Origin of the sequence: Haloarcula regularis (assembly GCF_029338315.1) — an archaeon.
Lineage (GTDB): Archaea > Halobacteriota > Halobacteria > Halobacteriales > Haloarculaceae > Haloarcula > Haloarcula regularis.
The window spans coordinates 2,103,158-2,128,106 of sequence record NZ_CP119794.1; the positions used below are offsets into that span (position 1 = coordinate 2,103,158).

General features: G+C 69.0%; 26 protein-coding genes and 3 pseudogenes. 19 read left to right on the forward strand and 10 right to left on the reverse strand.

Annotated features, from left to right (window positions below; genetic code table 11):
- Nucleotides 1-37: 37 nt before the first annotated feature.
- Nucleotides 38-1,235, forward strand: a pseudogene (locus tag P1N55_RS11310) (anion permease).
- Here P1N55_RS11310 and P1N55_RS11315 read toward each other — a convergent pair.
- On the reverse strand, nt 1,232-1,411 hold the full coding sequence (locus tag P1N55_RS11315; protein ID WP_276275705.1) for a hypothetical protein: 180 nt from the start codon (nt 1,409-1,411) through the stop codon (nt 1,232-1,234). The pseudogene P1N55_RS11310 and the gene P1N55_RS11315 sit on opposite strands and share 4 nt — an antisense overlap.
- Before the next feature lie 83 nt (nt 1,412-1,494).
- Between P1N55_RS11315 and P1N55_RS11320 the strand changes: the two genes are divergently transcribed.
- The 6 genes and pseudogenes from P1N55_RS11320 to P1N55_RS11345 all read left to right on the forward strand — a co-directional run bounded on the left by P1N55_RS11320 (nt 1,495) and on the right by P1N55_RS11345 (nt 5,795).
- Nucleotides 1,495-1,812: a hypothetical protein gene (locus P1N55_RS11320; RefSeq protein WP_276275706.1), complete on the forward strand. Its 318-nt coding sequence runs from the start codon at nt 1,495-1,497 to the stop codon at nt 1,810-1,812.
- Nucleotides 1,813-1,848: 36 nt separating this feature from the next.
- Entirely contained in the window at nt 1,849-2,262 is a 414-nt protein-coding gene (locus P1N55_RS11325; RefSeq protein WP_276275707.1) for an SRPBCC family protein, read from the forward strand.
- 75 nt (nt 2,263-2,337) lie between these two features.
- Entirely contained in the window at nt 2,338-2,562 is a 225-nt protein-coding gene (locus tag P1N55_RS11330) for a hypothetical protein (RefSeq protein ID WP_276275708.1), read from the forward strand.
- A 4-nt stretch (nt 2,563-2,566) separates the two neighbouring features.
- Nucleotides 2,567-2,863, forward strand: coding sequence for a hypothetical protein (locus P1N55_RS11335; RefSeq protein ID WP_276278716.1), 297 nt, complete (start codon nt 2,567-2,569; stop codon nt 2,861-2,863).
- Between the two features lies 1 nt (nt 2,864).
- Nucleotides 2,865-3,836 (forward strand): ArsA family ATPase, encoded by a 972-nt coding sequence (locus P1N55_RS11340; RefSeq protein WP_276275709.1) that lies wholly within the window; start codon nt 2,865-2,867, stop codon nt 3,834-3,836.
- A 112-nt stretch (nt 3,837-3,948) separates the two neighbouring features.
- Nucleotides 3,949-5,795 (forward strand): annotated as a pseudogene (locus P1N55_RS11345) (carbon starvation CstA family protein).
- A 24-nt stretch (nt 5,796-5,819) separates the two neighbouring features.
- Here P1N55_RS11345 and P1N55_RS11350 read toward each other — a convergent pair.
- From P1N55_RS11350 to P1N55_RS11360, 3 genes are read right to left on the reverse strand one after another with little or no spacing between them, the layout of a single operon-like run.
- A complete protein-coding gene (locus P1N55_RS11350; RefSeq protein WP_276275710.1) occupies nt 5,820-6,443 on the reverse strand; it encodes a DUF6517 family protein in 624 nt (207 codons plus the stop codon).
- Entirely contained in the window at nt 6,443-7,084 is a 642-nt protein-coding gene (locus P1N55_RS11355) for a hypothetical protein (protein WP_276275711.1), read from the reverse strand. Before P1N55_RS11355 ends, P1N55_RS11350 begins: the two co-directional genes overlap by 1 nt.
- A 4-nt stretch (nt 7,085-7,088) precedes the next feature.
- The gene (locus P1N55_RS11360) at nt 7,089-7,460 is read right to left on the reverse strand and encodes a cupin domain-containing protein (protein ID WP_276275712.1); all 372 of its coding nucleotides are present in this window, start codon (nt 7,458-7,460) and stop codon (nt 7,089-7,091) included.
- 161 nt (nt 7,461-7,621) lie between these two features.
- Between P1N55_RS11360 and P1N55_RS11365 the strand changes: the two genes are divergently transcribed.
- Nucleotides 7,622-7,828, forward strand: coding sequence for a hypothetical protein (locus P1N55_RS11365; RefSeq protein WP_276275713.1), 207 nt, complete (start codon nt 7,622-7,624; stop codon nt 7,826-7,828).
- 91 nt (nt 7,829-7,919) lie between these two features.
- Here P1N55_RS11365 and P1N55_RS11370 read toward each other — a convergent pair whose 3' ends face one another.
- The gene (locus P1N55_RS11370; protein WP_276275714.1) at nt 7,920-9,332 is read right to left on the reverse strand and encodes a hemolysin family protein; all 1,413 of its coding nucleotides are present in this window, start codon (nt 9,330-9,332) and stop codon (nt 7,920-7,922) included.
- Between the two features lie 98 nt (nt 9,333-9,430).
- Here P1N55_RS11370 and P1N55_RS11375 point away from each other — a divergent pair, with 98 nt between their 5' ends.
- The 3 genes from P1N55_RS11375 to P1N55_RS11385 are packed head-to-tail and all read left to right on the forward strand — an operon-like array spanning nt 9,431 to nt 10,784.
- Entirely contained in the window at nt 9,431-9,688 is a 258-nt protein-coding gene (locus tag P1N55_RS11375) for a glutaredoxin family protein (RefSeq protein ID WP_276275715.1), read from the forward strand.
- Nucleotides 9,688-10,200, forward strand: a complete 513-nt coding sequence (locus tag P1N55_RS11380) for a redoxin domain-containing protein (protein WP_276275716.1) — start codon at nt 9,688-9,690, stop codon at nt 10,198-10,200. The genes P1N55_RS11375 and P1N55_RS11380 overlap by 1 nt, the downstream gene beginning before the upstream one ends.
- On the forward strand, nt 10,197-10,784 hold the full coding sequence (locus P1N55_RS11385; protein WP_276275717.1) for an L-threonylcarbamoyladenylate synthase: 588 nt from the start codon (nt 10,197-10,199) through the stop codon (nt 10,782-10,784). The genes P1N55_RS11380 and P1N55_RS11385 overlap by 4 nt, the downstream gene beginning before the upstream one ends.
- A 63-nt stretch (nt 10,785-10,847) precedes the next feature.
- Here the strand turns inward: P1N55_RS11385 and P1N55_RS11390 are convergent, their stop codons facing one another.
- Nucleotides 10,848-11,510, reverse strand: coding sequence for a CRISPR-associated protein Cas4 (locus P1N55_RS11390; RefSeq protein WP_276275718.1), 663 nt, complete (start codon nt 11,508-11,510; stop codon nt 10,848-10,850).
- Between the two features lie 47 nt (nt 11,511-11,557).
- Nucleotides 11,558-12,175, reverse strand: a complete 618-nt coding sequence (locus P1N55_RS11395) for a conditioned medium-induced protein 4 (RefSeq protein WP_276275719.1) — start codon at nt 12,173-12,175, stop codon at nt 11,558-11,560.
- Between the two features lie 145 nt (nt 12,176-12,320).
- On the opposite strand from P1N55_RS11395, the gene P1N55_RS11400 reads away from it, so the two are divergent.
- Both P1N55_RS11400 and P1N55_RS11405 read left to right on the forward strand, forming a co-directional pair.
- Nucleotides 12,321-14,393: a (Fe-S)-binding protein gene (locus tag P1N55_RS11400; RefSeq protein WP_276275720.1), complete on the forward strand. Its 2,073-nt coding sequence runs from the start codon at nt 12,321-12,323 to the stop codon at nt 14,391-14,393.
- A 40-nt stretch (nt 14,394-14,433) separates the two neighbouring features.
- Complete coding sequence (locus tag P1N55_RS11405) at nt 14,434-15,171, forward strand: competence/damage-inducible protein A (protein ID WP_276275721.1); 738 nt, start codon at nt 14,434-14,436, stop codon at nt 15,169-15,171.
- Here P1N55_RS11405 and P1N55_RS11410 read toward each other — a convergent pair.
- A pseudogene (locus tag P1N55_RS11410) lies at nt 15,172-15,808 on the reverse strand (DedA family protein).
- Between the two features lie 92 nt (nt 15,809-15,900).
- Here P1N55_RS11410 and hemB point away from each other — a divergent pair.
- Nucleotides 15,901-16,881: a porphobilinogen synthase gene (gene hemB, locus P1N55_RS11415; RefSeq protein WP_276275722.1), complete on the forward strand. Its 981-nt coding sequence runs from the start codon at nt 15,901-15,903 to the stop codon at nt 16,879-16,881.
- Nucleotides 16,882-16,887: 6 nt separating this feature from the next.
- On the opposite strand, the gene P1N55_RS11420 is transcribed toward hemB, so the two are convergent.
- Nucleotides 16,888-18,234: a PAS domain-containing sensor histidine kinase gene (locus tag P1N55_RS11420; RefSeq protein ID WP_276275723.1), complete on the reverse strand. Its 1,347-nt coding sequence runs from the start codon at nt 18,232-18,234 to the stop codon at nt 16,888-16,890.
- Nucleotides 18,234-19,865 (reverse strand): methyl-accepting chemotaxis protein, encoded by a 1,632-nt coding sequence (locus P1N55_RS11425; RefSeq protein WP_276275724.1) that lies wholly within the window; start codon nt 19,863-19,865, stop codon nt 18,234-18,236. Before P1N55_RS11425 ends, P1N55_RS11420 begins: the two co-directional genes overlap by 1 nt.
- Nucleotides 19,866-20,419: 554 nt before the next feature.
- Here P1N55_RS11425 and P1N55_RS11430 point away from each other — a divergent pair.
- The 5 genes from P1N55_RS11430 to P1N55_RS11450 all read left to right on the forward strand — a co-directional run bounded on the left by P1N55_RS11430 (nt 20,420) and on the right by P1N55_RS11450 (nt 24,771).
- Nucleotides 20,420-21,655 (forward strand): ammonium transporter, encoded by a 1,236-nt coding sequence (locus P1N55_RS11430; protein ID WP_346430033.1) that lies wholly within the window; start codon nt 20,420-20,422, stop codon nt 21,653-21,655.
- Nucleotides 21,648-22,004 (forward strand): P-II family nitrogen regulator, encoded by a 357-nt coding sequence (locus P1N55_RS11435; protein WP_276275726.1) that lies wholly within the window; start codon nt 21,648-21,650, stop codon nt 22,002-22,004. The genes P1N55_RS11430 and P1N55_RS11435 overlap by 8 nt, the downstream gene beginning before the upstream one ends.
- A 9-nt stretch (nt 22,005-22,013) precedes the next feature.
- The gene (lrp, locus tag P1N55_RS11440) at nt 22,014-22,472 is read left to right on the forward strand and encodes an HTH-type transcriptional regulator Lrp (RefSeq protein WP_276275727.1); all 459 of its coding nucleotides are present in this window, start codon (nt 22,014-22,016) and stop codon (nt 22,470-22,472) included.
- Nucleotides 22,473-22,636: 164 nt separating this feature from the next.
- The gene (gene hemL, locus P1N55_RS11445) at nt 22,637-23,974 is read left to right on the forward strand and encodes a glutamate-1-semialdehyde 2,1-aminomutase (protein WP_276275728.1); all 1,338 of its coding nucleotides are present in this window, start codon (nt 22,637-22,639) and stop codon (nt 23,972-23,974) included.
- Nucleotides 23,971-24,771 (forward strand): HVO_0234 family beta-propeller protein, encoded by an 801-nt coding sequence (locus P1N55_RS11450; RefSeq protein ID WP_276275729.1) that lies wholly within the window; start codon nt 23,971-23,973, stop codon nt 24,769-24,771. The genes hemL and P1N55_RS11450 overlap by 4 nt, the downstream gene beginning before the upstream one ends.
- The last annotated feature ends 178 nt before the right edge of the window (nt 24,772-24,949 follow it).

Sequence of the window (24,949 nt, forward strand, 5' to 3'; positions counted from 1 at the left end):
TACCCTCATTGCGCCCGAGCGGAAAGCGCCCGGACAGATGGTAGCGACGAGTGTGCTGGTGACGCTTGTGGTGGCGTCGATGGCGAGTCTCTTCATGGCCTGGGCCATCGGTGCCGGGTCCTCGGGGTCGACGCCGTTCGCGCCAGCGGTCGGCGCCAACGCGATCTCCGTGATGCGCGCGGGCTTTCGTCGGCATCCTGGGGCTGGCCGGCGCGGTGTTGCAGGGCGCGAACGTCACCGAGACGGTCGGGAGCGGGCTCGTGCTCTTTCCCGACGGCGGCGGCCTCTCGGCGGCGGCCTCCATCGTGGCGCTGGTCACGGCGGCCGTGCTGGTCGCCGTCGGCATCTTCACCGGTTACCCCATCGCGACGGCCTTTACCGTCACGGGGGCCGTCGTCGGCGTCGGCCTGGCGATGGGCGGCCAGCCCGCCGTCGCGAAGTACACACAGATAGCGGCGCTGTGGGTGGCCGTCCCGTTCGTCGGCAGCGGGATGTCCTACGCGCTGGCGTGGTCGCTACGCCACGAACGGGTCCCCGAGCGGCTGCTCGTGCCCGGCCTGGCGGGCCTCGTCGGCGCGGTGCTCGCGAACGTCGAGTTCGTGTTGCTGGCCCCCGGTGACGAGCAGGCGTCGGTCGCGCGGGCGGCGGCGCGGGCGCTCGGGGCGGCCGGGACGCCGACGATGGTCGCGATAACGCTCGCCGTCGCGGCGGTCGCGGCGGGGTTGCTGTACCGGGACGTGGCCGTCGACCCCGCCGCCGGCCAGCGACACTTCCTGCTGGTGCTGGGCGGTCTGGTCGCGTTCTCGGCCGGGGGGGAGCCAGGTCGGGCTCGCGCTTGGCCCTCTGCTCCCGGTGCTGGGCGAGGGACCGATGGCCGGCGTGCCCATCACCGGCGTCCTGCTGTTCGGTGGGGTCGGCCTCCTGGTCGGGTCCTGGACCGGCGCGCCGCGGATGATAAAGACGCTCGCACAGGACTACTCCTCGCTCGGCCCACGGCGGTCCATCGCGGCGCTCATCCCGAGTTTCGTCGTCGCACAGACCGCCGTCTTCTTTGGCATCCCCGTCTCGTTCAACGAGATCATCGTCTCGGCAATCATCGGGTCCGGCGCGGCTGCGGGCGACGGCGAGGTCAGCGGGGCGAAGATGGGCAAGACGGTGCTGGCCTGGATCGGGTCGCTGGTGCTCGCGTTCGCCCTGAGCTTGGCCTCTTCCGGGCCGTCGACGCCCTGCTCTAGCGCAGGACGACCAGGTAGGTCAGCGTCGCGAGCGCGAGCGTCGCGACGGCGACGGACTCCAGCGTGAACGTCGCGAGGTCCACGAACGACAGTCCCCACAGGACGACGGTCGCGAACGCGGCCGACAGCAACAGGTCAAGCACCAGCAGCACCCGGATGTCTCCCTGGGAAGCCATACGTACCCTGGCGGACGGGAGGAACTTAGTTCGAACGTGGTGTCAGAAGGATATTTTTATCTCGTCGACACGTACATGACGCCATGAAAGTGCGGAACAGTCAGGGTCGAGCGGTCGACCCGATCCCCTTCCTCGTCGTCGCGACGACGGGCGTCCTCGTGAGCTACGTCTTCCTCCCGGCGTACTTGCTGTCGTTCGGTGCATCGCTGTCGGTGGCCCTGGCCGGCGCGACAGTCGTCGCTGCCCTCGTGAGCATCGCCGCGTTCTACCGGTACTGCTGGTCGCTGCGGCCCGAGTTGCGCCGCGAGGTGCCGAGCCAGCAGCGGTTCAAGCGCCTCGTCTACGGGATGGGCATCCTCGCCGGCGTCCTGGCGTTGCTGGCGCTGCCGTTCTTCATCTGACTGGGTTTTTTCTCCCGGGCGGTCCACGTGAGTGCCATGCGCACCGTCGAGGTCACGCGAACCGTCCCGGCCACCGTCGTCGCCGTCGATCGGGGGCTCTCGCCCGCGGCCATCATCGAGAGCGAGGGGACCTTCAGCGTGGTCGAGGTCACGGACCACGACGACGGGACGACGACGGTGAGCGCGCGGGCGAGCGGTCTCCGGGCGACGTTCACCTTCGAACCGCTCGAGGACGGCTACCGGTACAGGCAGGACGGCGCCGCCGGCCCCTTCGAGGCGATGGAGACGACGCTCACCCGCGACCGTGCCGACGGCGGCGCGCGCCTGACCGCGCGGTCCTCGGTGAGTCTGGGCCTCCCGCTGCCGTCAGTGACCGACCGCCTCGCCGGGTGGAAGCGACGCGGCGAACTCGAACGCCTGCTCGAGACCCTCGCGGTGGAGCTGCGGTAGGGCGCGGGGGCGGTTCTGTGTCGGTGGCGCAGACGTCCACGAACGTTTATGTGAAACGGGAACAGACCCACAGCCATGGGAATCCTCGGCACCGTGCGGGAGGTACTCGAAGCATCGACTGAGTCGGCCGACCGCGGCGACGTCACCGACGAGACGTCGAAGGGGGCCTACTGGTGTGACGACTGCGGGGAACGAATCAGGGACCTCGACGTCGGGGACGAGGAGCCCCCGACGTGCCCGTCGTGTGGCGACGAGATGCGCTTCGAGCGGTCTCACACGTCGACAGGGTGTGCGTGCTGACGCCATGAACGTCGCCGACCGCATCGACGCGTACCTCGACGTCGTCGAGGAGTGGCTCCACGGGCTCTACCACGGGATGATAGAGCACCCGTCGGTCGAGAAGATCGAGAAGGAGGCCGAGGACACGGCGGACGTGTTCATGTTCGCGTGTTTCGCGGACGCCTTCGGCATCCCCAGCCCCGTCTCCTACTACACGGCCGAGCTCCTGCCGTACCTGGGCGAGGAGTTCGTCGCCTGGGAGCGACGGATGTGGGACCGGGAATCGCTGGTCGAACGCAAGGGACAGCAGTATCACTTCTGACATGGACAAGTTCGTCTTCTTCGGTGGCAAGGGTGGCGTCGGCAAAACGACCGTCTCGAGTGCGTACGGGCTGAAGTGCGCCCGCGAGGGCATCGACACGCTCATCGTCTCGACGGACCCGGCACACAGCACCTCGGACGTCTTCGACCAGCAGTTCGACGACGACCCGGCGCCGGTCGAGGGGTACGACCACCTGTGGGCGATGGAGCTTGACCCCGACGAGGAGGTCGAGCGTCACATGCGCGAGATCCGCTCCGAGATGACCGAGCAGGTGAGTCCGGCCATCGTCAACGAGATCGACCGCCAGATCGAGCTGGCCCACCGGACCCCGGGCGCCTACGAGGCGGCGATGTTCGACCGGTTCATCGACGTCATGCGGTCGAGCGAGGACTACGACCGCGTCGTCTTCGACACCTCGCCGACCGGCGGGACGCTGCGGCTGCTCGCGCTCCCGGAGTTCCTGGAGTCGTGGATCGACCGCCTGGCCGAGAAGCGCCGCGAGAGCGTCGACCTCTTCGAGAAGGCCGCCATCGGCGACAAGGAGGCGCGCGCGAAACTCAGGGACGACCCCATCATCAAGCGCCTGGCCGAGCGCAAGGAGCTGTTCGAGTTCGCCGGGCGGACGCTCCGCGAGGAGGCGGCCTTCTACCTCGTGTTGAACCCCGACGAGCTCTCGATAGAGGAGTCACAGCGCGCGATAACCGAACTGACCGAGGCCGGCCTGGAGGTCGGCGGTCTGGTGGTCAACAAAGTCGCCCCGGAACCGGACCCGGAGGAGTCGGGGACCGGTGCGACGTACTTGCGTGAACGTCACCGTACCGAACAAGAACGACTCGCGCGCATCCGTGAGGAGTTCAGCCAACCGATCGTCGCGACCATCGAGCAGCGCGTCTCCGAGGTGAAAGGCGACCTGCTATCGACAGTCGCAGACGAGGTGGACATCAGCGTCGGCGTCGAAAAAACGCACACGTAGGAAATAGTACATTATCCTACAATTATTAGTATATATTGTTGACAGGTACGGGATGAAACATCACTAATGATTAAGTACCTTTTGCACACACGCAACATTGGGGAGAAATACCATGGTACAAGTAATCTGGCTCGTGTTGGCCACACTGATAACATTCACGGCCGGATACCTCGGCTACTCGCGGTATCTGGCACGCTTCGTCGAGCTCGACGATAGCAACGAGACACCGGCACACAAATACGAGGACGGGCAGGAGTACGTGCCGGCCAAGAAGCCGGTCCTGCTGGGACACCACTACTCCAGCATCGCCGGCGGGGCACCCATCGTAGGCCCCATCACCGCGGGCGTCGTCTGGGGGTGGCTGCCCGCACTCCTGTGGATCGCCATCGGCAACCCGCTGATGGGGAGTGTCCACGACTTCGTCTCGCTGTCGGGGAGTCTCCGGCACGAGGGGAAGTCCATCGGCTACATCATCGGCGAGTACGTCGGCGAACGCGGCAAGAAGATGCTCCTGTGGTTCGCGTTCCTGACCATCATCCTGGTGGTGGCGGTGTTCGCGCTGGTGGTCGCCATCGTCTTCAACGCGTACCCGCAGGCCGCGACGGCCAGCATGGTCTACATCGCGCTCGCGCTGCTGTTCGGGGTGTACCTCTACCAGCTCGACCTCCCGTTCATCCCGGGGACGGCCGCGTTCGTCCTCGCGGTGTTCGCCGGGGTCTTCGTCGGCATCGAGTTCCCGATCGCGCTGTTCCCGGCCGCCGAGGCGGGCACCTACCCCGCCGGCACCATCGTGCTGTTCGGGTCGGGACTCACTCGATCATCCCGGCCGCGGGCACGCTCGGGGCGAACACCGCCGGCTGGATACCGGTCATCCTGCTGTACGCGGCCATCGCGTCGGTGCTCCCGGTGTGGACGCTGCTCCAGCCGCGTGACTTCCTCTCGTCGTTCCTGCTGTACGCGGGGGTCGGGGGCGCGCTGCTGGCGGTCATCGTCGGCACGGTCCTCGGGACCTCGGCCGAACCGCTGGTCATCAACTTAGACGCGTACTACGGCTTCATGGGGACCGCGGGCCTGCCGCTGTTCCCGCTGCTGTTCGTGACCATCGCCTGTGGGACCATCAGCGGCTTCCACTCGCTGGTCTCCTCGGGCACCACGGCCAAACAGCTCAACAAGGAGTCCGACGCCCGGACCATCGGCTACGGGGGCATGCTCGGTGAAGGGCTGCTCGCGACGGTCGCGCTGGGGACCGTCGCCATCGCCGGCGTCACGGCCGGCGGGGGCATCGGGCGCGCGCTCCCGAACTTCGCCTCCGGTGGCTCGGTCATGCTCACCAGCTTCGGCATCCCGACGGCCGTCGGCGCGCCGTTCATGGCGCTGGTGCTTGTGAGCTTCCTGCTGACCTCGACGGACACGGCCGTCCGCCTCGGGCGCTACATGGCCGAGGAGATCGTCGGCACGCCCGACGCGAACGCGGCCTACATGCGCCAGGTCCAGACGGTCGGCATCAACCGCTACTCCAACGCCGTCATCCAGTGTCTCATCGCGTACGCGCTCGTCGCGAGCGGGTCGTGGGCGAGCCTCTGGCCGCTCTTCGGTGGTGCAAACCAGCTGCTGGCCGCGCTGGCGCTGCTGACCGCGACGGTCTGGCTGGCCAACTGGGACGACGACAAGCAGCTCATCAGCACGGGCGTCCCGATGGCGCTGATGACGACCATCACCGTCGTCGCCCTGCTGTACCTCGCGCTGTATCAGAACCTCTACCAGCAGTTCATCCAGGGCGGCTTCGCCGAGGGGGCGGGCCTCGCGGCGCGCATCTCCGTCGGCGTCCAGATCGTCCTGGCGCTGGTGCTTGTCGGCCTGGCGCTGTCGCTGGTCAAGATCGGCTACGACAACATCCAGAACGTCCGCGGGCGGGCCGGTGCCGTTGCCGCGGACGGCGGCGAACCGAGCGACGACTGACTGCGAGCCCGAATCCCGATTTTTTCAGTGTGTCACCCCGGCCAGGAGCCGCCGGACCCGGTCGCGGTCTGCCGTCGCCCGCGGCCCCACGGCGACGGCGGTGACGAACTCCCCGTCGTGCCGGACAGACGCCACCACGACCCGCAGGGACACAGCGGTGCCGTCACGGGTCGCCGGCCCCGTGCTCGTTCGCGCGGTCGTCTCGTTGCCGAGCACGGTCACCGTCGTCGTCGACTGCCGCGTCAGCGACTCGACGGCGTAGGTCGACTGGACGTAGCCCACGAGGTGGGCTGTCCCCTCGGCGACCAGCGGGTTGCGGACGACGGGCTGGTTCTCGATGGGCCTGACCGCCGGGGCCGTCGCGACCACGAACAGTGCCGGGCCCGCGTCGGTCGCCCGCCGGTAGGTCGCGATGGGCGTCGTCGCGGTGACCGACCGCTGGGCGTTCATCTCCACGTCGCCGCTGATGGTCGCCCGCACCGTCGTGTTCAGCGTCCGGTTCGTCCGCGAGACGGGTTCGTACCCGGTCTCGGACAGCGCCGCGTCCTCGACGGCCGCCGGCGACCCGCTGGCGACGACGCGGTCGGACGCGCTGCCACAGCCGGCGAGCACCAGCGCGCCCGCGAGGGCGAGGACGCGCCAGTCCATCAGCCCAGGAGCCGGCGCAACCGGCCCAGCAGGCCGGTCTGTTCCGCCTCGACGTCGCGCCAGAGCTCGAACGCCGCGGCGACGTCGGCCTCGCTGCTGGCCACGCTCGCTTCCCGGTCGGGCGCGACGACGACGAGGTTCACCTCGTAACTGCCGTAGTAGCCGTAGCGCAGTAGCGTCCGGTCCCGGAATCCGGAGACGAACGAGCGCACCGCCGCGGGTATCGAGGGGACGACGAGGACGAACGTGAACTCGGTCTCGCGGTGCTCCTCGTCGGCCTCGATGTACTCGTCGGCCAGGTCGTGGCCCAGGTCGACCAGGGCCTCCAGGTCCGCCACCGAGACGCCCCGGGCGCGGCGGGCAAAGAGGTGCTCGTTGGTCTGGTAGTTCGCCCAGTTGAGCGACTGGTGGAGCACCTGCTTCTGGCTCTCGATGTGGAGCCGGCCGTAGAGGTCGAAGCGCTCGTTCCCAGCGGTGTAGTCGCGCTCGAGGTCGTAACTGAACTTCAGCTGATCGGCCACCCGGTCGAGATACTCGTCGTCCCACTCCGGGACCGGCTCGCCGGCCGCGTCGACGGCCTCGCCCTCGTCGCCCTCCTCGGGGGAGTCGACGGCGGGGCCGGCGTCTTCCGACTCACCCATCCGCTCACCCCCCGTCGTAGGCGTGGGCGTCGTCGACGGCCGGCGCTCCGACGACGAACGCCCGGGCCGGCCCGTCGGCGTCCTCGGGGACGAACGCACGCTGGGGGCTCTCGGGCTCGACGGCGAAGGCCTCGTCGGCGCCCACGCTGTAGGTCCCCTCGGGCGTCTCGACGCTGAGCGTCCCCTCGACGACGTAGAACAGCTCCTCCTGGGCGTCGTGGTAGTGGTAGACAAGCGGTATCTGCTCGCCGGGGTCGACCTCGTAGACGTGTGCGCTCAGGTTCTCGAGGCCCGCCGCGGCGCTGACCGAGCGCTGCGTGCTCGGTCGGTCGGACGTCGGCTCGAGGTCCGCGACGGCGACGTGATGGTAACCCATGTCATCCCTCTGGACGCCCGCCTACCTAAAACGTCGGTGTGCGCGGGGGGCAGGACGGAGCGATGCCGGCCGCGACCGACGGCGCCTCGCCGCCCAGGGCCACGACAGTTCGGGCAGCAGGAACTTTTATTCCGCTGAGCGTCGAATTGGGAGGTAGTAGCATGGGCAAAGACACCGAAGCCTGTGGTCGGTGCAGCATGACCACCGTCGTCGACGCGACGGACGACGGCGAGCGCGAGGACCCGTTCGGCGACCGTCGCATCGAGGTCGACGATGCGGAAGCCCGGCTCGTCTCGCCCGGCGCCTGGCTCTCTGGGCTGAAAGGGCGCATCGACGACGTCGCGACGCGGCTCACGTACGGGCGCTAGGTCGCAAAGCGGCACAGAGAGAGCGGGCTGTGAGTCGCCGCTGTCGGTCCCGTCTGTCGTGGCAGCGGCCCAGAAGAGCGTCCGCGGGTCGTCAGTCGGTCGAGACTTCCTCGGGGTTCGACTGTTCCTCGTCGCCGCCGCCCTCGCCGTCGTCGTCGGGGTCGCGACGGACGACACGGGCCTTCATGATGCGGGTGTTCTCGACCTGCTCGACCCGGATCTCGACGCCGTCGTAGGTGATGACCTCGCCCTCTTCGACGAGGCGGCCGGCACGGTTGAAGATGAAGCCCGCGATGGTCTCGAACTCCTCGCCCTCCGGGAGTTCCAGGTCCAGGGCCTCGTTGACCTCCTCGATGTTGACCTCGCCTTTGACCATCACGGTGTCGTCGCCGATGTAGTCGATGGGCTCTTCCTCCTCGCCCTCGAGGATCTCGCCGACGATCTCCTCGGTGAGGTCCTCCATCGTGACCAGGCCCTCGGTGGTCCCGAACTCGTCGATGACGATGACCATGTGGAGCCGTTCGGCACGCATCTCGGTCAGCAGGTCGTCGACGTTCTTGGACTCGGGGACGTGCAGGGTCGGTTCGATGAGGTCCTCTAACACCATGTCCTCGGGGATGGCCTCGCCGTAGTTGAGGTCCCGCACGAGGTCGCGGATGTGGACCACGCCGATGACGTTGTCCAGGCTCCCCTCGTAGACCGGCACGCGGGCGTGCCCGCTGTGGATGCAGGTCTCGAGGGCCTCCTCGATGGTGTCTTCCTTCGAGACGGCGGTCATGTCCAGTCGCGGCGTCATCACCTCCTTGGCGATGGTGTCGTTGAACCGCAGGGTGCGCTGGAGCATCTCGCGTTCCTCCTCGTCTAAGACGCCCTCGCGCTCGCCCGTCTCGATGATGTCCTGAATCTCCTCGCGGGTGACGTATGAGGTCTCGATGGCAGAGCGGCCGCCGGTCACCTTGTTGACCATGCGCGTGAGGTAATCGAACAGCAGGATGAGCGGGAGCAGGACCTTCTCGGCCAGCTTCAGCGGCCTGCCGATGGTCAGCGCCCACGACTCCGTGTTCTCGACGGCGTAGCTCTTCGGGGCGCTCTCGCCGAACAGCAACACCACGGCGGTGATGCCGAAGGTGGCAACGGCGACGGCCTCGCCCTGCGAGAGGCCGATGAGCGCCAGCAGACCGGTCGCGATGGACGACATCGCGATGTTGACCAGGTTGTTGCCGACGAGGATGGTCACCAGGAGCCGGTGGGGGTCGGCCTTCAGCTCCTTGAGCGTCTGCGCACCGGGGACGCCGTCCTCGACGAGCGCCTCGGCCCGGTGGGCCGGCAGCGAGAACATCGCTATCTCGGACGACGAGAAGAACGCAGAGAGGATGATGAGGACGACGATGGTGGCGGAGCCGGCGACCAGAATCAGGTTCCGGGAGAGGGGTACGCCGCCGAACTCGACGGACTGGAGCAGCGCTCCGGACAGCATCGTCACCGTGGGTGGGTCCAGGGCCATCAACGGTCTGAGTTGTAATGCACGCGGATTAAGGCTTGTCATGGCCCGACAGGTGCCGAAGCCCTTACACGGACCTCGCACGTACCCAGATCCGAAGAATGAGCGAGCCAGACATCACGCTGTACCGGCTGCAGGCGTGCCCGTTCTGTGAGCGCGTCGTCCGGCGCCTCGAGGAGTACGGCATCGAGTACCGGTCGCGATTCATCGAACCGATGCACTCCGAGCGCGACGTGGTCAAGCGCCTCACGGGCAAGCGGACGGTCCCGGCCATCGTCGACGAGTCGACCGGCGTCACGATGAGCGAGAGCGCCAACATCGTCGCGTACCTGGACAACACCTACGGGAGGGAGACCTGATGGACTTAGAGTTCGACGTCGTCGACCTGGACACGGCCGACCACCCCGAGGCGGGCGACCGCGCCCCCGACTTCACGCGCCCGCTGGTCAACGAGGAGTTCTGGGAGGACGTCTCCCTGTCGACGCTGTGTGCCGACAGCGACGGCCCCGTCGTGCTGGTCTTTCACGCGATGGACGGCGCGTTCCCGGCGACGTACGTCTGGAACGAGATACGGGACCGCGGATGGCACCGGGACGCCACCGTCGTCGGCCTCTCCATCTCGACGCCCTACGAGCACAAGACGCTCCTCGAGGAGCGCGACATCGAGGGCCAGTACCGCCTCTACTCGGACCCGGCCAACGGCGTCGCCGAGGCCTACGGCATCGACATGGACCTAGACGGGATGACCGGCCTCGCGGAGCCGCGCCCGGCGGTGTTCGTCCTCGACGGGGACCGCACCGTCGAGTACGCGTGGGTCAGCGAGCAGTGGCCGGACTTCCCCGACTACGACGCCGTCGAAGCACAGCTGTGAGCGAAGCCGACGTCGCGGCGGCCGCCGCGGCGATTCGCCGGGGCGAGCTCGTCGTCTACCCGACCGAGACGGTCTACGGCCTGGGCGCGGACGCCACCGACCCCGCGGCCATCGAACGGGTCTTCGAGGCCAAGGGACGGGACCGGGACGACCCCGTCTCGCTCGCGGTGCCAGACGTAGAGACGGCACTGGCCTACACCCGCCCGACCGAGCGCGAACAGCGGTTCATGGGCGAGTTCCTGCCCGGCCCGGTGACCGTCGTCGTCGAGCGCCGGGCGTCGGTCCCGGACGCACTGACCGCCGGGCGCGACAGGGTGGGCGTCCGCGTCCCCGACCACCCGGTGGCGCTCGCGCTCCTGCGGGCGGTGGCGCCGCTGACCGCGACGAGCGCGAACGTCTCGGGGTCGCCCAGCGCCCGGAACGTCGGCGAGCTGGACGCTATCCGCGACCGCGTCGCGGTCGTCCTGGACGGCGGCGAGACCGGCGGGACCGGGTCGACGGTGGTCGACGTCGAGGCCGGGACCGTCCATCGCCGGGGGGCACGGGCCGACGCCGTCGAGCAGTGGCTCGCCGAGGCGGAGTAGGGCCGGGTCACCGAGACGGACGAGTGCTGACGCGTCGAGACACCGTGGTGGCCCACGTCCAGCTCACAGTATCGAGCGCAGCGACCGGGTCCGCACCCCGCAGTCCTGACGGTAGTCACAAGGCGTACACTTCGCGTCGTTCCCCACCCGGCCCGGCGGCCCGTCGACGCTGTCCGCGGTCCGGACGGCGCGGCGGTACCGGCCGGTCCGGCGGGCCGAGAGGTCGACGCGCCGTATCGTCCCGTAGGCCGGGTACTCGGCGTAGGCCCGCTCGACCGTACAGCCGTGCTCCCAGGCGAGCGCCTTCGCGGCCGCGACCAGGCGGACGCTCTGGGGCTCCCAAACCCCCTGGTCGGGCGGCGCGCCGGCGAACGCCAGCGACGGCCGCGGGCCGTCCTCAGGTGGCGCGAGCACCTTGTGTGCGACGCCGCGAGCGTCTTTCCCCGAGAGGCAGACGTCGCGGCCGGCCGGGTCGACGAGGCGGTCCCAGTGGTCGAGGCGGTCGCGCGCGGCCCGGACCCGCTCGCGGAAGGTGTCGGGCCCCACCTCGAGCGGGGCGGCAAGCAGCGCCGCGTCGTCGGCGAGCAGGCGCTCGTAGTCGAACGCGAGGTCCCTGACCCGGCCCACCTCGTCGGGGACGTCCGGCGGCCCGTCCCGCCGTCGGTAGTAGAGCTTCCGCGGGCAGTAGGCGGCCGTCTCCAGGTCCCGGAAGGTGTGTGGCGGCATGGGAACGGGTGGGCCCGTCCTGGTTCAAAAACGTTCGCCGGCAGGAGTCACATCGAGACGTCCGCGTCGGAATCGAGCGAGTCGATGTCCTCGGTGGCCTCGTCGAGGCCGTCGTCGCGGACCGCCGCGGTGTGCTGTGTCGCGAGGCCGGCGTCGGTCAGCACGTCCTCGAACTCGCTCTGGAAGCGGTGGCTGACCCGGCGCGCGGCCGTCTGTGCCTCGACGACGCGGCGGTAGCGGGCAACCGTCGCCCCGTCCGTGTCGAAGGCGTCGGCCAGGTCGGCGTCGTCGGCGCCCTCGCCGACCCGGCGGCGGAACTGCGCGACGTCGAACGGGGCGTCGGTATCGGTCTCGCGGACGAGGTGGAGGTCGAGGCGGGCCTCGCGGACCGCCGCGGCCGAGACGTCGAGGTCGGCCGCGATGTCGTCGTCCTCCCGGCCCTCGTAGACGGCTCTGACGAGCGCCACGAGCGACTCGTCGCCGAGGTCTGTGTGGAACTCGTAGCGGTCGCGCATCCGGGCGACGACGTCCCCCAGCCGCTCGTCGACGGCCGCCTCGTCGATGTCGGTCAGCGACCCGCGACCCGCGTCCTGTGATTCCGTGACCGAGTCCTCGCCGGCGACGTCGATGAAGAGGTCACGGAGTGATTCGGTCTTCTCGTCCATCGGACCGGACAGAACCGGGTCCGTACGTATATAGTTGTCGGCTATCCGACGTAATGTCGGGTAAACTCTCAACAGTGACAAGATTCCCGCCGGACGGCGCGGGACCGTGGCAAGGTTTAAGCCCGAGCCTCTCACGTGATAACACATGTCAGTCGTGCTCCAGACGGTCACGCGGCCGACGTTCTGGCGCATCGGGGACGTCGGCAAGGCCGTCTTCTACTACCTGGCGGCCGTCGCCCTCCTGGTGTTCCTCTACGGGACTTACGAGCGCGTCCGCCGGTACACGCGCGGGAGCGAGGACCCGTTCGAGCGCCTCGACGATCTGCCGGGGCGGACGTTCGCGGCCGCCCGCCTCGCACTGTCGAACCGCAAGCAGCTGGACCGGGACATCGTCGCCGGCGTGATGCACGCGTTCATCGTCTGGGGCTTCCTGACGCTTCTCGTCGGCACGACGATACTGGGCATCGACATGGACCTCTACCGGCCGCTGACCGGCGGGTCCTTCTTCGTCGGGGACTTCTACCTCTCCTACTCGTTCGTGATGGACGCGATGGGGTTGCTTTTCGTCGTCGGCGTCGGCGTCGCGCTGTGGCGCCGCTACGGCCGGGAGCTGGACCGGCTGCACGGCCGCCACACCTCCCGCGAGGACGGTCTCTTTCTCGGCGCGCTGTTCGTGCTGGGCGTCGGCGGCTACCTCACCGAGGGCCTGCGCATCCTGGGGACCTCGGCGGTCCGGGACGTCAGCTTCGAGACGGTGAGCTTCGTCGGCTGGTCGATCGCAGAAGCATTCGCGGCCGTCGGCGTCACCCCACAGATGGCCACGGCGGCGTACCCCGCCGTCTGGTGGAGCCACGCGCTCGTCGCGCTGTGGTTCGTCGCCTGGATCCCCTACGCCAAGCCGTTCCACATGCTCTCCTCCTTCGCGAACCTCGTGACCCGCGACGAACAGGCCGGCGTCCGCCTCCCGGGCGTCCCCGAGGACGCCGCGCCCGAGGACATCGGTCCAAGCGAGATCGACGACTTCTCGTGGAAGCAGTTGCTCGACCACGACGCCTGCACGAAGTGTGGCCGCTGTTCGTCGGTCTGTCCCGCGAAGGCATCGGGCCGGCCGCTTGACCCCCGGGACGTCATCCTCGACCTGAAACGCTACCGCGAGGACGTCGACGCCGGCGCCGAGTCGGTCCCCATCATCGCCGACGGCGGGACCTCAGTCATCGACGCCCGGACGATGGAGTCCTGTATGTCCTGCATGGCCTGCATGGACGCCTGCCCGGTCGACATCGAGCACGTCACGCAATTCACCGAGATGAACCGCCGGCTCACCGAGTCGGGCGAGATGGACGAGCACGTCCAGGACGCGATGATGAACGTCTTCCAGCACGGCAACACCTTCGGCGACCCCGGGCGCAAGCGCCCCGACTGGACCGACAACCTGGACTTCGAGGTACCCGACGCCCGCGAGGAGCCCGTCGAGTACCTCTGGTACGTCGGCGACTACCCGAGTTACGACGAGCGCAACCAGCGCGTCGCCCGTGCCCTCGCACGCGTCTTCGAGGCCGCCGGCGTCGACTACGGCATCCTCTACGAGGACGAACAGACCGACGGCAACGACGTCCGCCGCGTCGGCGAGGAGGGCCTCTACGAGATGCTCGTCGAGGACAACGCCGCCGCCGTCGGGGACTGCGAGTTCGAGGCCATCGTCTGTACCGACCCCCACTCCTACAACACCTTCACGAACGAGTACCCCGAGTTCGAGGCCTGCGAGTGGGACAGCGGGGACGTCTACCACTACACGCAGGTCGTCGCCGACCTCGCCGCGTCGGGCGCGCTGGGTCTTCGAGGCGACGAACTCGACTACACCGTGACCTACCACGACCCCTGTCACCTCGGCCGGTACAACGACGTCTTCGACGCCCCGCGTGACCTCGTCCGGGCGACGGGTGCCGACCTCCACGAGATGCCGCGCAACCGCGCCGACTCCTTCTGCTGTGGCGGAGGCGGTGGCGGCCTCTGGATGGACTTCGAAGAGGACACGAAGCCGAGCGAGGAGCGCCTGCGCGAGGCGCTGGAGGACACCGACGCCCCGGTCGAGAGGTTCGTCGTCGCCTGCCCGATGTGCATGACGATGTACGAGGACGGCCGCAAGACCGGCGGCTACGAGGACGACCTCGAAATCGTCGGGCTGACCGAACTGCTCGCCGAGGCCGTCGACGCCTGAGTCGGGCAACCCTTATCTCGCCGACCCATCTCCCCGGGGTATGGAAGTCGCGCTGCTCACCGTCGGCGACGAACTGCTGTCCGGCGACACCGAGAACACGAACGCGACGTGGCTCGCCCGGCGCCTCTCGGCGGCCGGCGTGACCGTCCCGCGGATCCTCACCGTCCCGGACGACGAGGCGGTCATCGCCGAGTCCGTCCGCCGGTTCCACGGAGCCTTCGACGCCGTCGTCGTCACCGGTGGCATCGGCGGGACGCCCGACGACGTGACGAAAGCCGGCGTCGCGGCCGCGTTCGACCGCGACCTCGTCGTCCCCGAGGACGTCCGGGCGCACCTCGTGGCCAAGGCCGAGCGCTTCGCCGACGAGAATCCCGACGTGGTCGACCGCTACGAGCTCGACCTCGACCTGGACGCGTGGGCCGCGATCCCCGAGGGCGGCGAGCCACTGCTCACCGAGGAGAGTTTCGCCGCCGGCTGTGTCGTCGACGGCGTCTACGTCATGCCGGGCATCCCCGAGGAGCTGAAGGCGATGTTCGCGACCGTCGCCGGGGACTTCGGCGGCGACCGGACGACCGAGACCATCCACACACCGGCCCCCGAGGGCGCCGTCGTCGCGACCATCACGGAGGCACGCGAGCGCTTCGGCGTCGCCGTCGGCTCGTACCCCCGGAACGGGGACACGCCCGGTCGAGTGAAGGTCACGGGCGAGGACGCCGACCTCGTGACCGAGGCGGCAGGGTGGCTCCGGGAGCGCATCGAGACGGTCGACGGTGAGTAGTCAGAGCAGTTCCAGGACGCCCATCGCCGCGCCGGCCAGCAGGAGCTCGAACGACAGGGTCCCGAGCGCAGACAGCGCGACGAACCGCCGGGTCGACATCCCGGCGACGCCGGCCGGGACTGTCAACATGCCGCGCGTAAACAGCAGCGTGTTCGAGAGCGGCAGGGCGAGCACGCCGAAACGGTCGAACATGTGTCCGAAGCGGTCCAGACGGTCCTCGTCGACGCGGAACCAGGGCCGCGCGAGCAACCACTCGCGCCCGCCGCGTTTCGCCAGCAGGAACAGGCAGGTCTGTCCGATGGTCGCGCCGGCGACGGCCACGCCGAGGATGGCGGCGACGACGGGTAGGTCGTAGCCGCCGGCCGTCCGCGCGAGCACGGCGACGGCCGCCGGGACGAGCGCCTCGCTGGGCGAAGTACAGCAGCATCGCGCCCTCGAGGACGAAGACGAAAAAGAGCGCGGCCAGCCCGTAGCGGTCCAGCAACGTCCGGGCGTACGCGGTGTCACCGAAGACGTACAGACCGACGCCGGCGACCCCGAGCACCGCGAACAGGCCGGCGACCACGAGCAGGCCGTAGTCCTCGGCGAAGGTCCGGATCGGGCCGCGGGCCGTGGCCTCGGAGGCGTCGGTGGCCATTCGTTCGTCAAACCGTCCAACGCGGCTATATGTTTTCTGCATCGGGCTGGGAGAGCGGAGCCTTGATTGGGGCGAGTACCCACACCACCCGTATGGACATGTCACGGCGACCGCGCCGCCTGCGCCGCGACGGCGTGCGACCGCTGGTACGCGAGACCGACCTGGCGGCGTCGGACCTCATCGCCCCGGTCTTCGTCGACGCGACGACCGACGAGCGGGTGCCCATCGAGACGATGCCGGGCCACGAGCGGGTGCCGGTCGAGGAGGCCGTCGCCCGCGTCGAGGAGATCCGCGAGACGGGCGTCGAGGCGGTCATCCTCTTTGGCGTCCCCGAGTCCAAGGACCCGGAGGGCAGTCGCGCCTGGGCCGAGGACGGCGTCGTCCAGGAGGCCACGCGGCGCATCACCGCCGAGACGGACGCCTACGTCGTCACCGACGTCTGTCTCTGTGAGTACACCGACCACGGCCACTGCGGCGTCCTCGAGGCCGACGCCGAGTCGGACCCCCGGCTCACCGTCCGGAACGACGAGACCCTCGAACTGCTGGGTCGGACCGCCGCGAGTCACGCGCGCGCCGGCGCCGACATGGTCGCGCCCTCGGGCATGATGGACGGGATGGTCGGCGCCATCCGCGAGTCGCTCGACGGCGACGGCTTCACCGACGTCCCCATCATGAGCTACGCCGCGAAGTACGAGTCGGCGTTCTACGGGCCCTTCCGCGACGCGGCGGACGGCGCGCCGGCCTTCGGCGACCGTCGCCACTACCAGATGGATCCGGCGAACGCACGCGAGGCCCGCCGGGAGGTCGACTTGGACGTCGAGCAGGGCGCGGACGTGCTGATGGTCAAGCCGGCGCTGCCGTACCTCGATGTCGTCCGGCAGGTCCGCGAGGACCACGACCACCCCGTCGCCGCCTACAACGTCTCCGGGGAGTACGCGATGTTGCACGCCGCCGCCGAGAAGGGGTGGCTGAACTTGGAGGCGGTGGCCTACGAGTCGCTGCTCTCGATAAAGCGGGCCGGCGCCGACCTGATTCTCACCTACTTCGCCGAGGACGTCGCCGACCGCCTCTGAGCGGGGTCACTGCTCGGCAGACCGGGCGCCCGCGGCCGACCGCTCGACGTCCGGGACGAACACGTCGTCAGCCTCGGAGGTGCGCAGTCCCAGCGAGACGGTCGTCCAGCCGTCGCTGCGGTCGTACCGTATGTCGCCGCCGGCCGTCTCGGCGACCCAGCGGGCCAGCCAGATGCCCAGTCCGCTCCCGTGTTGCAGCGAGGTGATGTCGGCGTCATCGAAGACGGCGGCCCGCTCAATGGCCGGGATGCCGTCGCCGGCGTCCGCGACGCGGATGACCGTCTCCTCGCCGGCGACGTCGACGCCGATCCGAACGGGCGTCCCCGGCGGCGTGTGCTCGACGGCGTTCTCGACGAGGTTGTCGAGCGCGGTGTAGAGGGTCGTACTTCCCGTGACCGGCGCCGTGTCCGGGATGGCCGTCTCGACCGGCGCGTCGTCGCGGTAGTCGTCGGCGACCATCCGGGAAAGCGCCGCCGCGTCGACGGGCCGGTTCGAGACGCCGTCCAGCGCGGTCTCGACCTCGCGGGCCTGTTCGCTGACGGAGGCGAGGCGGTCCGCCGCCGCGAGGATCCTGTCGAGGGCCGCGCCGACGTCCGGGTCGGCGGCCGTCCGCTGTGCGTGCTCGGCCATCCCGAACACCACGGAGAGCTCGTTCCGGAGGTTGTGGCGCAACACGCGGTGGAGGACGTGCAACTGGCGTTTCCGCCGCCGGCTCTCGGTGACGTCGGTGTAGATGGCGAAGCCGAACCGCCGGCCGTCGTCGGTCTCGTAGGGCAGGCCCCGGTAGATGAACTCTCGGGGGCCGTCGGCCGTCTCGCGCGAGACGGTGGCGTAGTTGACCTTGCCCCGGGCGGTCCGTTCGTCTAAGTCCGCCGCCTCGCTTGCCTGGCCCGCGGGGACGATGAAGTCGTTGAGCGACTCGCCGACGACCTCTGTGGCGCCGTAGCCGAACGTCTCCTCGAAGGCGGGGTTGACGGCCCGGACGACCGGCTCCGTATCGATCATCTCGAACCGGACGACGGCGTCGTGGATCAGGTCGAACAGGTTGCGGAACCGCTCGTTGGGCGAGGAGACGTGGACGCTGCCCACCACGCGGTCGCCACCGGATGCCGTGAGTTCGACCGTCGCGGGGACGTGTTCGCCGTCGTCGACGACGGCGACGTGACACCGGCGCGTGGCCCCCTCGTCGCTCCCGCGGACGGCCTCGGCGGCCGTCTGGACCCGCCGCGCGTCCGCCGCCGTGAGGAGCGACTCGAGTGTGGCCCCCCGGACCGATTCGGGTCGGCGCGAGAGCTCCGACGCGAACGCCTCGGTCGCGAACGTCACGCGACCGACCTCGTCGAGGCCGAACATTAGTGGGGACCCACGCGGAGGAACGGCGGCCGCTGGCGGACCGTCACCGGCCGCTCGACACCGGGCCGGCCCGACGGTGACGCCCGAACCGCCACGTACGGCCCTTCTTCGTTCGTCCCGAGCAGGAGGTCCTGGTCGGCCGCGCCGGCGTAAAAGACCGCCAGCGTCTCCGGGACTTCGCCGTCGGCGACGACGTTCAGGACGGTGTCGGCGGGTTCGAAGACGCCGTCGTCGTTCTCGTAGCGCGCCTCGCGGGCGGCCTGTTCGCCGACGGTCGCGACCTCGCCGGCGACGTTGCCGACCACCAGCAGGGGGGCGTCACGCCGCTCGGCGGTCGTCTCGTTGGCCGCCGACAGCGAGGTCCGTCCCAGGTCGAAGACGTTCCGACCGTGGTCCCAGGCGTCGAAGGCGTCGAGGACGAACAGTCGGTCCGTCGCCAGCGCTCGGTCGAGGCCGACGTCCGCCGCGTCGAAGGCCGCCGCGAGCGTCTCGCGCTCGAGGGTCGGCGTCGGCGTCAGCGAGACGGCCCGACCGGTCGCAACCGCGTTCGCACACACCTGTGCGAGGAACGCGTCGACCGGGGCGCTCTCGGTGTAGCGGACGACGGCCTGGCCGCCGACGACGAGGCCGCCGCCACAGAGGTCATCGAGGCCGTCGATACCGGTGCCGAGCGTCGGGGCGTCGGCCAGTCGGTCGCGGCGGTCGGCGTCGGCCAGTCGGTCGCGGCGGTCGGCGTCGGCCGCCGCGAGCACGTCGTCTATCTCACCGAACATCGCGGTCTGTTCGGTCCGGGCCGAGCGGATGCGCGAGAGATCCCCCTCGATTGCGGTCGCCCGCTGGGCGAGCGTCTCGCAGCGCTCCGCGACGGCCTCGCTGGTGCTCGCCTGTTCGTCGGTCGCGTCCGAGACCGACGTGACGCCGTCGGCGGTCTCGGCGACGGTGTCGGCGAGGCTGTCCAGACTCGTCATGGCGGTCTCGACCTGATCGGCCCCGTCGTCGATGGCGGCGACGGCGGCCTCCAGTTGCTCGACGGTGTCTTCGGTCGCCGTCCGGACAGCCGACAGCGCGGTGTCGATGTCGTCGGCCTGGGCCTGTGACTCCTCGGCGAGTTGTTTTATCTCGTCGGCGACGACCGCGAACCCGTCGCTCTCGCCGCCGGCGCGTGCGGCCTCGATAGAGGCGTTCAGCGCCAGCATGTTCGTCTGGTCGGCGATGCGGTCGATGCCCCCGAGCGCCGCTGCGATGCGGTCGATTCGGTCGCGCAGCGCGTCGACCTCGGAGAGAACCGCCTCGCCGACCTCGCGGACCTCGTCCATCGTCTCGATGGCCCCACGGGCGGCCGCACGTCCCTCGCTTGCCTCGGCAGCCGCCCGGTCGCTCTGCTCGCTGACCTCGGCGGTCGTGGCGGCGATCTCTTCGATGGTCGCCGAGAGCGCCGACATCTCCTCGACGACCCACTGCGCGTCCGACGCCTGCGCGCTCGCCCGGTCGTCGATGGCCGCGAGCTGGTCGTCGACGTCGTTCGCGGCGACCTGGACGACCTCAAGCGCTCCCTGTGCGTTCGCGACGGTTCGCTCGTCGGTTGCGGACCCGTCCGGCGCCCGCTTCGTCCCGGAGTTTTGTATCGTCATTTTTCCGTATTTTCGGCAATTTTGCCCAACAAGTGGTTCGATATAGGGAATATACTACATGAAGTTTTCATTTCTCGACCCATTCCGATCAGTTTATCGAATTACAGCCGCCCCCATAATTCTGCCGGCAGCGACAATCTTGCCGGTCGGGGGTGCGCGCGAGCGAAATCGGCCCTCGCGACCCACAGCGCGGGAATACGCGGTCGACGTTCGTCCAAAATCCGGGTGGTCAGGTGCGGTCTTTCTTGACGGAGAACAACCTTATATCCATAATATCATACCCTAATTTGGACAGTCGTCTACCGAACACCCCCCAATCGGCGAGTCTCTAAAGCAAATCTTTATGTAGGGAACGGTGGAGAGATTTTTCCGTGAACGACTTGACGAAGTTGGCACTCGAGACGATAAAGTTGGACATTCAAACGCAATAAAAACGGAAACCGAAACAAACAATGGTACTATCACCACTCCAAGCAACGCCGGAAACGCTCGAAACGATAGTCACGGGGGTCAACCTCCTGTGGGTACTCGTCGTAACGTTCCTGATCTTCTTCATGCACGCTGGCTTCGCGATGCTCGAGGCCGGTCAGGTGCGCTCGAAGAACGTCGCAAACCAGCTCACGAAGAACCTCCTGACCTGGTCGGTCGGGGTGTCGGTGTTCTTCGTCATCGGGGCTGGCATCTCGTCGCTCGTCGGCGGGGGCGGCTTCTCGCCGGCCTTCGTCGCCGAGAACCCGAACGACTGGGTCGGCTGGCTGTTCGGTGCCGTCTTCGCGATGACGGCGGCTACCATCGTCTCCGGGGCCGTGGCCGGCCGCGCGAAACTCCGCGCGTACGTGGCCTACACGTTCCTGCTCGCCGCGGTCATCTACCCGGTCGTGACCGGCATCACCTGGGCCGGCGGCTACATCAGCTTCGGCGGCGCCGCCTTCCACGACTTCGCGGGGGGTATGATCGTCCACGGGATGGGCGGCATCGCCGGCCTCACCGCAGCGTACGTCCTCGGTCCGCGCATGGGCCGGTACAACGAGGACGGCAGCGCGAACGTCATCCCCGGTCACTCGCTGACCTTCGCCGTCCTGGGGACGCTGATCCTCGCCTTTGGCTGGTACGGCTTCAACGTCGGCACGGCCGCGAGCGTCTTCGTCTTCACCGACGGCGGCATCGAGCTCGGTGCCTTCGCGACGGTCGGTCGCGTCGCCATGACGACGACCATCGCGATGGCCGCCGGTGCGATGGGCGCCGGGCTCGTCGCCTGGTCCAAGACCGGTAAGGTCGACACGCTCTACGTCGCCAACGGCCTGCTGGCCGGCCTGGTCGGCATCACCGCGATTCCGGACACCACCGCGTGGTGGGGTGCGTTCGTGGTCGGCGGCCTCGCCGGAGCCCAGCTCCCGATGGTCTTCGAGTTCGTCGAGAAGCGCCTGAAGATCGACGACGTCTGTGCGGTCTTCCCGGTCCACGGGAGCGCCGGCGTCCTGGGGACGCTCCTGTTCCCGTTCGTCGCCGCGCCCGGCGTGGTCGACTCGGTGCTCAACGCGTTCATCGCGCAGGTCATCGGCGTCGCCGCCATCAGCATCTGGACCATCGGCGCAACCGCGCTGGTCTGGTACGTCCTCAAGGCGGTCGGCCAGTCCCGCGTCACCCCCGAACACGAGCAGGAGGGCCTCGACGTCAGCGAACACGGCGTCGAGACCTACCCCGAGTTCGGCTCCGGCGACAGCGTCGTCGCCGACGGTGGTATGGTAAACGAGACCGTGCGGACGGACGGAGGGTCCAAAGATGACTGACGAAACCGAGATCAAGATGGTGGTTGCGATGGTTCGCCCGGACAAACTCAGCGACGTCAAACAGGCGCTGGCCGAAGTCGGCGCCCCCTCGCTGACGGTCACGAACGTCTCGGGCCGCGGCTCACAGCCCGCAAAGAAAGGGCAGTGGCGCGGCGAGGAGTACGTCGTCGACCTCCACCAGAAGGTCAAGATCGAGACCGTCGTCGCGGACATCCCCGCGGAGGACGTCGTCGAGGCCATCGCCGAGGGCGCCCACACGGGCGAGAAAGGCGACGGCAAGATCTTCGTCCTCCCCGTCGATGACGCCTACCAGGTCCGCACCGGCAAGAGCGGCCCAGAGGCTGTCTGAGCGCGGGCGATGGTCGACGACATCGACAGACAGGTCGTCAACGCACTCCTCCGGGACGGCCGGGCCAGCGCCCGCGACGTCGCCACCGAGACAGGCGTCGCGGCGACGACCGTCTCACGACGGATGGACGAACTGGTCGAGTCCGGTGTCATCGAAGGGTACACGCCCCAGGTCGACTACGGGTCGCTCGGGTACGAGGTCACCGCCGTGTTCCAGCTCTCGGTGGAGGGCACGGGACTCAGGCCGGTGACAGAACGGCTTCGAGACACGCCGAACATGATCGCAGTGTACGAGGTGACCGGCAGCCACGACATCGTGGCCATCGGTAAGTTCGAGGACACCGCGTCGTTGAACGCCGCCATCAAGGACCTGCTCACCGACGACGAGATACGGTCGGCGTCGACGTCGGTCGTGCTCAACGCCGTCCGTGAGTACGAGCAGTTCCCGGTCGAGGAATCGGGCGGCTGACACCGGGTCGCCGCACCGCGTGAGCGGGCCCGAGACGAGCACCACGTGTTCTGTACGCGTCGTCGTCACCGAGAGCAATCGGACCTACCACGGCACCGTGTCCGGGTACCGACCGGCCGGCGGCGAGCAACAGATTCTTTCTCCGACCGGTCGAACGCCGTGGTATGAACCACGAGCAGTCGCGGACGCTGTACGACCGGGCGCTGTCGGTCATGCCGGGCGGGGTCAACTCCTCAGTGCGGGCCGTCCGCCCGTACCCCTTCTTCGTCCAGTCGGGCGACGGCGGCCACGTCGTCGACGCCGACGGGAACCGCTACATCGACTTCGTGATGGGCTATGGCCCGCTCCTCCTGGGTCACGACCTGCCCGAGCGGGTCCAGTCGGCCGTCCAGCAACGGGCCGCCGAGGGGCCGATGTACGGCGCGCCCACCGAGGTGGAGGTCGAACTCGCGGAGTTCGTCACCCGGCACGTCCCGAGCGTCGAGATGGTCCGGTTCGTCAACAGCGGGACCGAGGCGACCGTCTCGGCCGTGCGCCTGGCCCGCGGGTACACCGGCCGCGACAAGATCGTCGTGATGCAGGGCGGCTACCACGGCGCCCAGGAGTCGACGCTGGTCGAGGGCGAGGGCGACCACACGGCCCCTTCGAGTCCGGGTATCCCCGAGAGCTTCGCCGAGCACACGCTGACGGTACCGTTCAACGACCCGCAGGCCGCCCGCGAGGTGTTCGAGGACCACGGCGAGGACATCGCCGCCGTCCTCACCGAACCCATCCTCGGGAACTACGGCATCGTCCACCCGATCGAGGGCTACCACGACACGCTGCGCGAGCTCTGTGACGACTACGGGTCGCTGCTGATCTTCGACGAGGTCATCACGGGCTTCCGCGTCGGCGGCCTCCAGTGTGCCCAGGGCAAGTTCGACGTCGACCCGGACATCACGACGTTCGGGAAGATCGTCGGCGGCGGCTTCCCGGTGGGCGCCATCGGCGGCAAGAGCGAGATCGTCGAGCAGTTCACGCCCGCGGGCGAGGTCTTCCAGTCTGGCACCTTTTCCGGTCATCCGGTGACGATGGCCGCCGGGCTGGAGACGCTTCGGTACGCCGCCGAGAACGACGTCTACGACCACGTCAACGCGCTGGGCGAGCGCATCCGCTCGGGCTTACAGGACCTCGTCGAGGACCGCGCCCCCGAGTACACCGTCGTCGGCACCGACTCGATGTTCAAACTCGTGTTCACCCGCGACGCCCCTGACACCTTCGAGGGGCACTGCGAGGCCGGGTGTACCCAACGCGAGGCCTGTCCCCGCTTCGAGCACTGTCCGAAGACCGGCGCGGACATCAAGCGGGCCGAGACCGAGCGCTGGGAGCGCCTGTTCTGGCCGGCGATGAAAGACCGGGGCGTGTTCCTCACCGCCAACCAGTTCGAGTCCCAGTTCGTCTGTGACGCCCACACCGAGGAGGATATCGACGAGGCCCTGGAGGCGTACAAGGAAGCGATATGAGCGACGACGACATCGCCCTCTCCGAGAAGCGCATGTACGGCGAGAAGCGCCCGGAGACCCACGCCTACGTCGCCTCGGGCCTGGGCGTGACCCGCGTCGAGACAGCCGGCGGCCAGGTCGGCCGGTTCAGTCTCGCGAAACGGTGTGCGGCCCGCGACGTCGCGGGCGCCAGCGGCGAGATAGCCGTCGCCACCGACGAGGACGTGCTCGTCCTGGCCGACGACGGGTTCGCGCCCACCGACTTCGAGCCCGCGACGGCCGTGGGGTACGACGGGTCGGGACTGCTGGCCGCTGGGGTGGACAGGGTGGCCCGCTACGCCGACGGCGAGTGGACGACGCTCGGGACCGTCGCGGACGTCCGGGCCATCGACGACGGCCTGCTCGGGGCCGACGGCGGCGTCTACGCCCTGCCCAGCCTCGACCGCCTCGGCCTCGCGGACGTGACCGACGTGGCCCCCGGCTACGCGGCGACGACGGCGGGCCTCTACGAACGGGACGGCGATGCGTGGACCGAGGTCCGGACGGGAGGTCACCGGGCGGTCGCCAGCGACGGCGAGCGCGTCCACGCCGCGGCCGACGACGGCCTGTTCGAACTGGTCGACGGCGCGTGGGAACGGTGTGCGCTCCCGGTCGACGAGCGCGTGGTCGACGTGGTCCACGGCACGGACACCTACGCCGTCACCGAGGACGGGACCTTCCTCGTCGAGACGAACCCCGAGGCGACCGCGGACGGGCGCGGTGGGTGGCGACAGCGGGCGCTCGGTGTGCCCGAGGTCGTCGGCGTCGCGGTGGCCTGAAGACGCGGCCCGGCCCCGGTCACAGCCACCGACGTGCTCGCGGTGGGTACGCTGACCAAGTACCCACTCAGACAGACCCCTGTCCTGACCGTGTAGCGCGGGCGCGTGTCCGGAGATCGACGATACCGAACGACACACGTGGTAAACCGTCAAGAGCGAGGCCCGAGGAGACATCGGC

Excerpts from the sequence above, each read along its gene's own strand:
- P1N55_RS11375 (WP_276275715.1), top strand. The coding sequence starts at position 9,431 with ATGAGCGAGCCAGACATCACGCTGTACCGGCTGCAGGCGTGCCCGTTC.
- P1N55_RS11430 (WP_346430033.1), top strand. The coding sequence starts at position 20,420 with ATGCACGCTGGCTTCGCGATGCTCGAGGCCGGTCAGGTGCGCTCGAAG.
- hemB (WP_276275722.1), top strand. The coding sequence starts at position 15,901 with ATGGACATGTCACGGCGACCGCGCCGCCTGCGCCGCGACGGCGTGCGA.
- P1N55_RS11390 (WP_276275718.1), bottom strand. The coding sequence starts at position 11,510 with ATGCCGCCACACACCTTCCGGGACCTGGAGACGGCCGCCTACTGCCCG.
- P1N55_RS11350 (WP_276275710.1), bottom strand. The coding sequence starts at position 6,443 with ATGGACTGGCGCGTCCTCGCCCTCGCGGGCGCGCTGGTGCTCGCCGGC.
- P1N55_RS11425 (WP_276275724.1), bottom strand. The coding sequence starts at position 19,865 with ATGACGATACAAAACTCCGGGACGAAGCGGGCGCCGGACGGGTCCGCA.
- P1N55_RS11330 (WP_276275708.1), top strand. The coding sequence starts at position 2,338 with ATGGGAATCCTCGGCACCGTGCGGGAGGTACTCGAAGCATCGACTGAG.
- P1N55_RS11405 (WP_276275721.1), top strand. The coding sequence starts at position 14,434 with ATGGAAGTCGCGCTGCTCACCGTCGGCGACGAACTGCTGTCCGGCGAC.
- P1N55_RS11450 (WP_276275729.1), top strand. The coding sequence starts at position 23,971 with ATGAGCGACGACGACATCGCCCTCTCCGAGAAGCGCATGTACGGCGAG.
- lrp (WP_276275727.1), top strand. The coding sequence starts at position 22,014 with ATGGTCGACGACATCGACAGACAGGTCGTCAACGCACTCCTCCGGGAC.
- P1N55_RS11360 (WP_276275712.1), bottom strand. The coding sequence starts at position 7,460 with ATGGGTTACCATCACGTCGCCGTCGCGGACCTCGAGCCGACGTCCGAC.
- P1N55_RS11370 (WP_276275714.1), bottom strand. The coding sequence starts at position 9,332 with ATGGCCCTGGACCCACCCACGGTGACGATGCTGTCCGGAGCGCTGCTC.
- P1N55_RS11340 (WP_276275709.1), top strand. The coding sequence starts at position 2,865 with ATGGACAAGTTCGTCTTCTTCGGTGGCAAGGGTGGCGTCGGCAAAACG.
- P1N55_RS11315 (WP_276275705.1), bottom strand. The coding sequence starts at position 1,411 with ATGGCTTCCCAGGGAGACATCCGGGTGCTGCTGGTGCTTGACCTGTTG.
- P1N55_RS11395 (WP_276275719.1), bottom strand. The coding sequence starts at position 12,175 with ATGGACGAGAAGACCGAATCACTCCGTGACCTCTTCATCGACGTCGCC.
- hemL (WP_276275728.1), top strand. The coding sequence starts at position 22,637 with ATGAACCACGAGCAGTCGCGGACGCTGTACGACCGGGCGCTGTCGGTC.
- P1N55_RS11400 (WP_276275720.1), top strand. The coding sequence starts at position 12,321 with ATGTCAGTCGTGCTCCAGACGGTCACGCGGCCGACGTTCTGGCGCATC.
- P1N55_RS11420 (WP_276275723.1), bottom strand. The coding sequence starts at position 18,234 with ATGTTCGGCCTCGACGAGGTCGGTCGCGTGACGTTCGCGACCGAGGCG.
- P1N55_RS11335 (WP_276278716.1), top strand. The coding sequence starts at position 2,567 with ATGAACGTCGCCGACCGCATCGACGCGTACCTCGACGTCGTCGAGGAG.
- P1N55_RS11365 (WP_276275713.1), top strand. The coding sequence starts at position 7,622 with ATGGGCAAAGACACCGAAGCCTGTGGTCGGTGCAGCATGACCACCGTC.
- P1N55_RS11320 (WP_276275706.1), top strand. The coding sequence starts at position 1,495 with ATGAAAGTGCGGAACAGTCAGGGTCGAGCGGTCGACCCGATCCCCTTC.
- P1N55_RS11435 (WP_276275726.1), top strand. The coding sequence starts at position 21,648 with ATGACTGACGAAACCGAGATCAAGATGGTGGTTGCGATGGTTCGCCCG.
- P1N55_RS11380 (WP_276275716.1), top strand. The coding sequence starts at position 9,688 with ATGGACTTAGAGTTCGACGTCGTCGACCTGGACACGGCCGACCACCCC.
- P1N55_RS11355 (WP_276275711.1), bottom strand. The coding sequence starts at position 7,084 with ATGGGTGAGTCGGAAGACGCCGGCCCCGCCGTCGACTCCCCCGAGGAG.
- P1N55_RS11325 (WP_276275707.1), top strand. The coding sequence starts at position 1,849 with ATGCGCACCGTCGAGGTCACGCGAACCGTCCCGGCCACCGTCGTCGCC.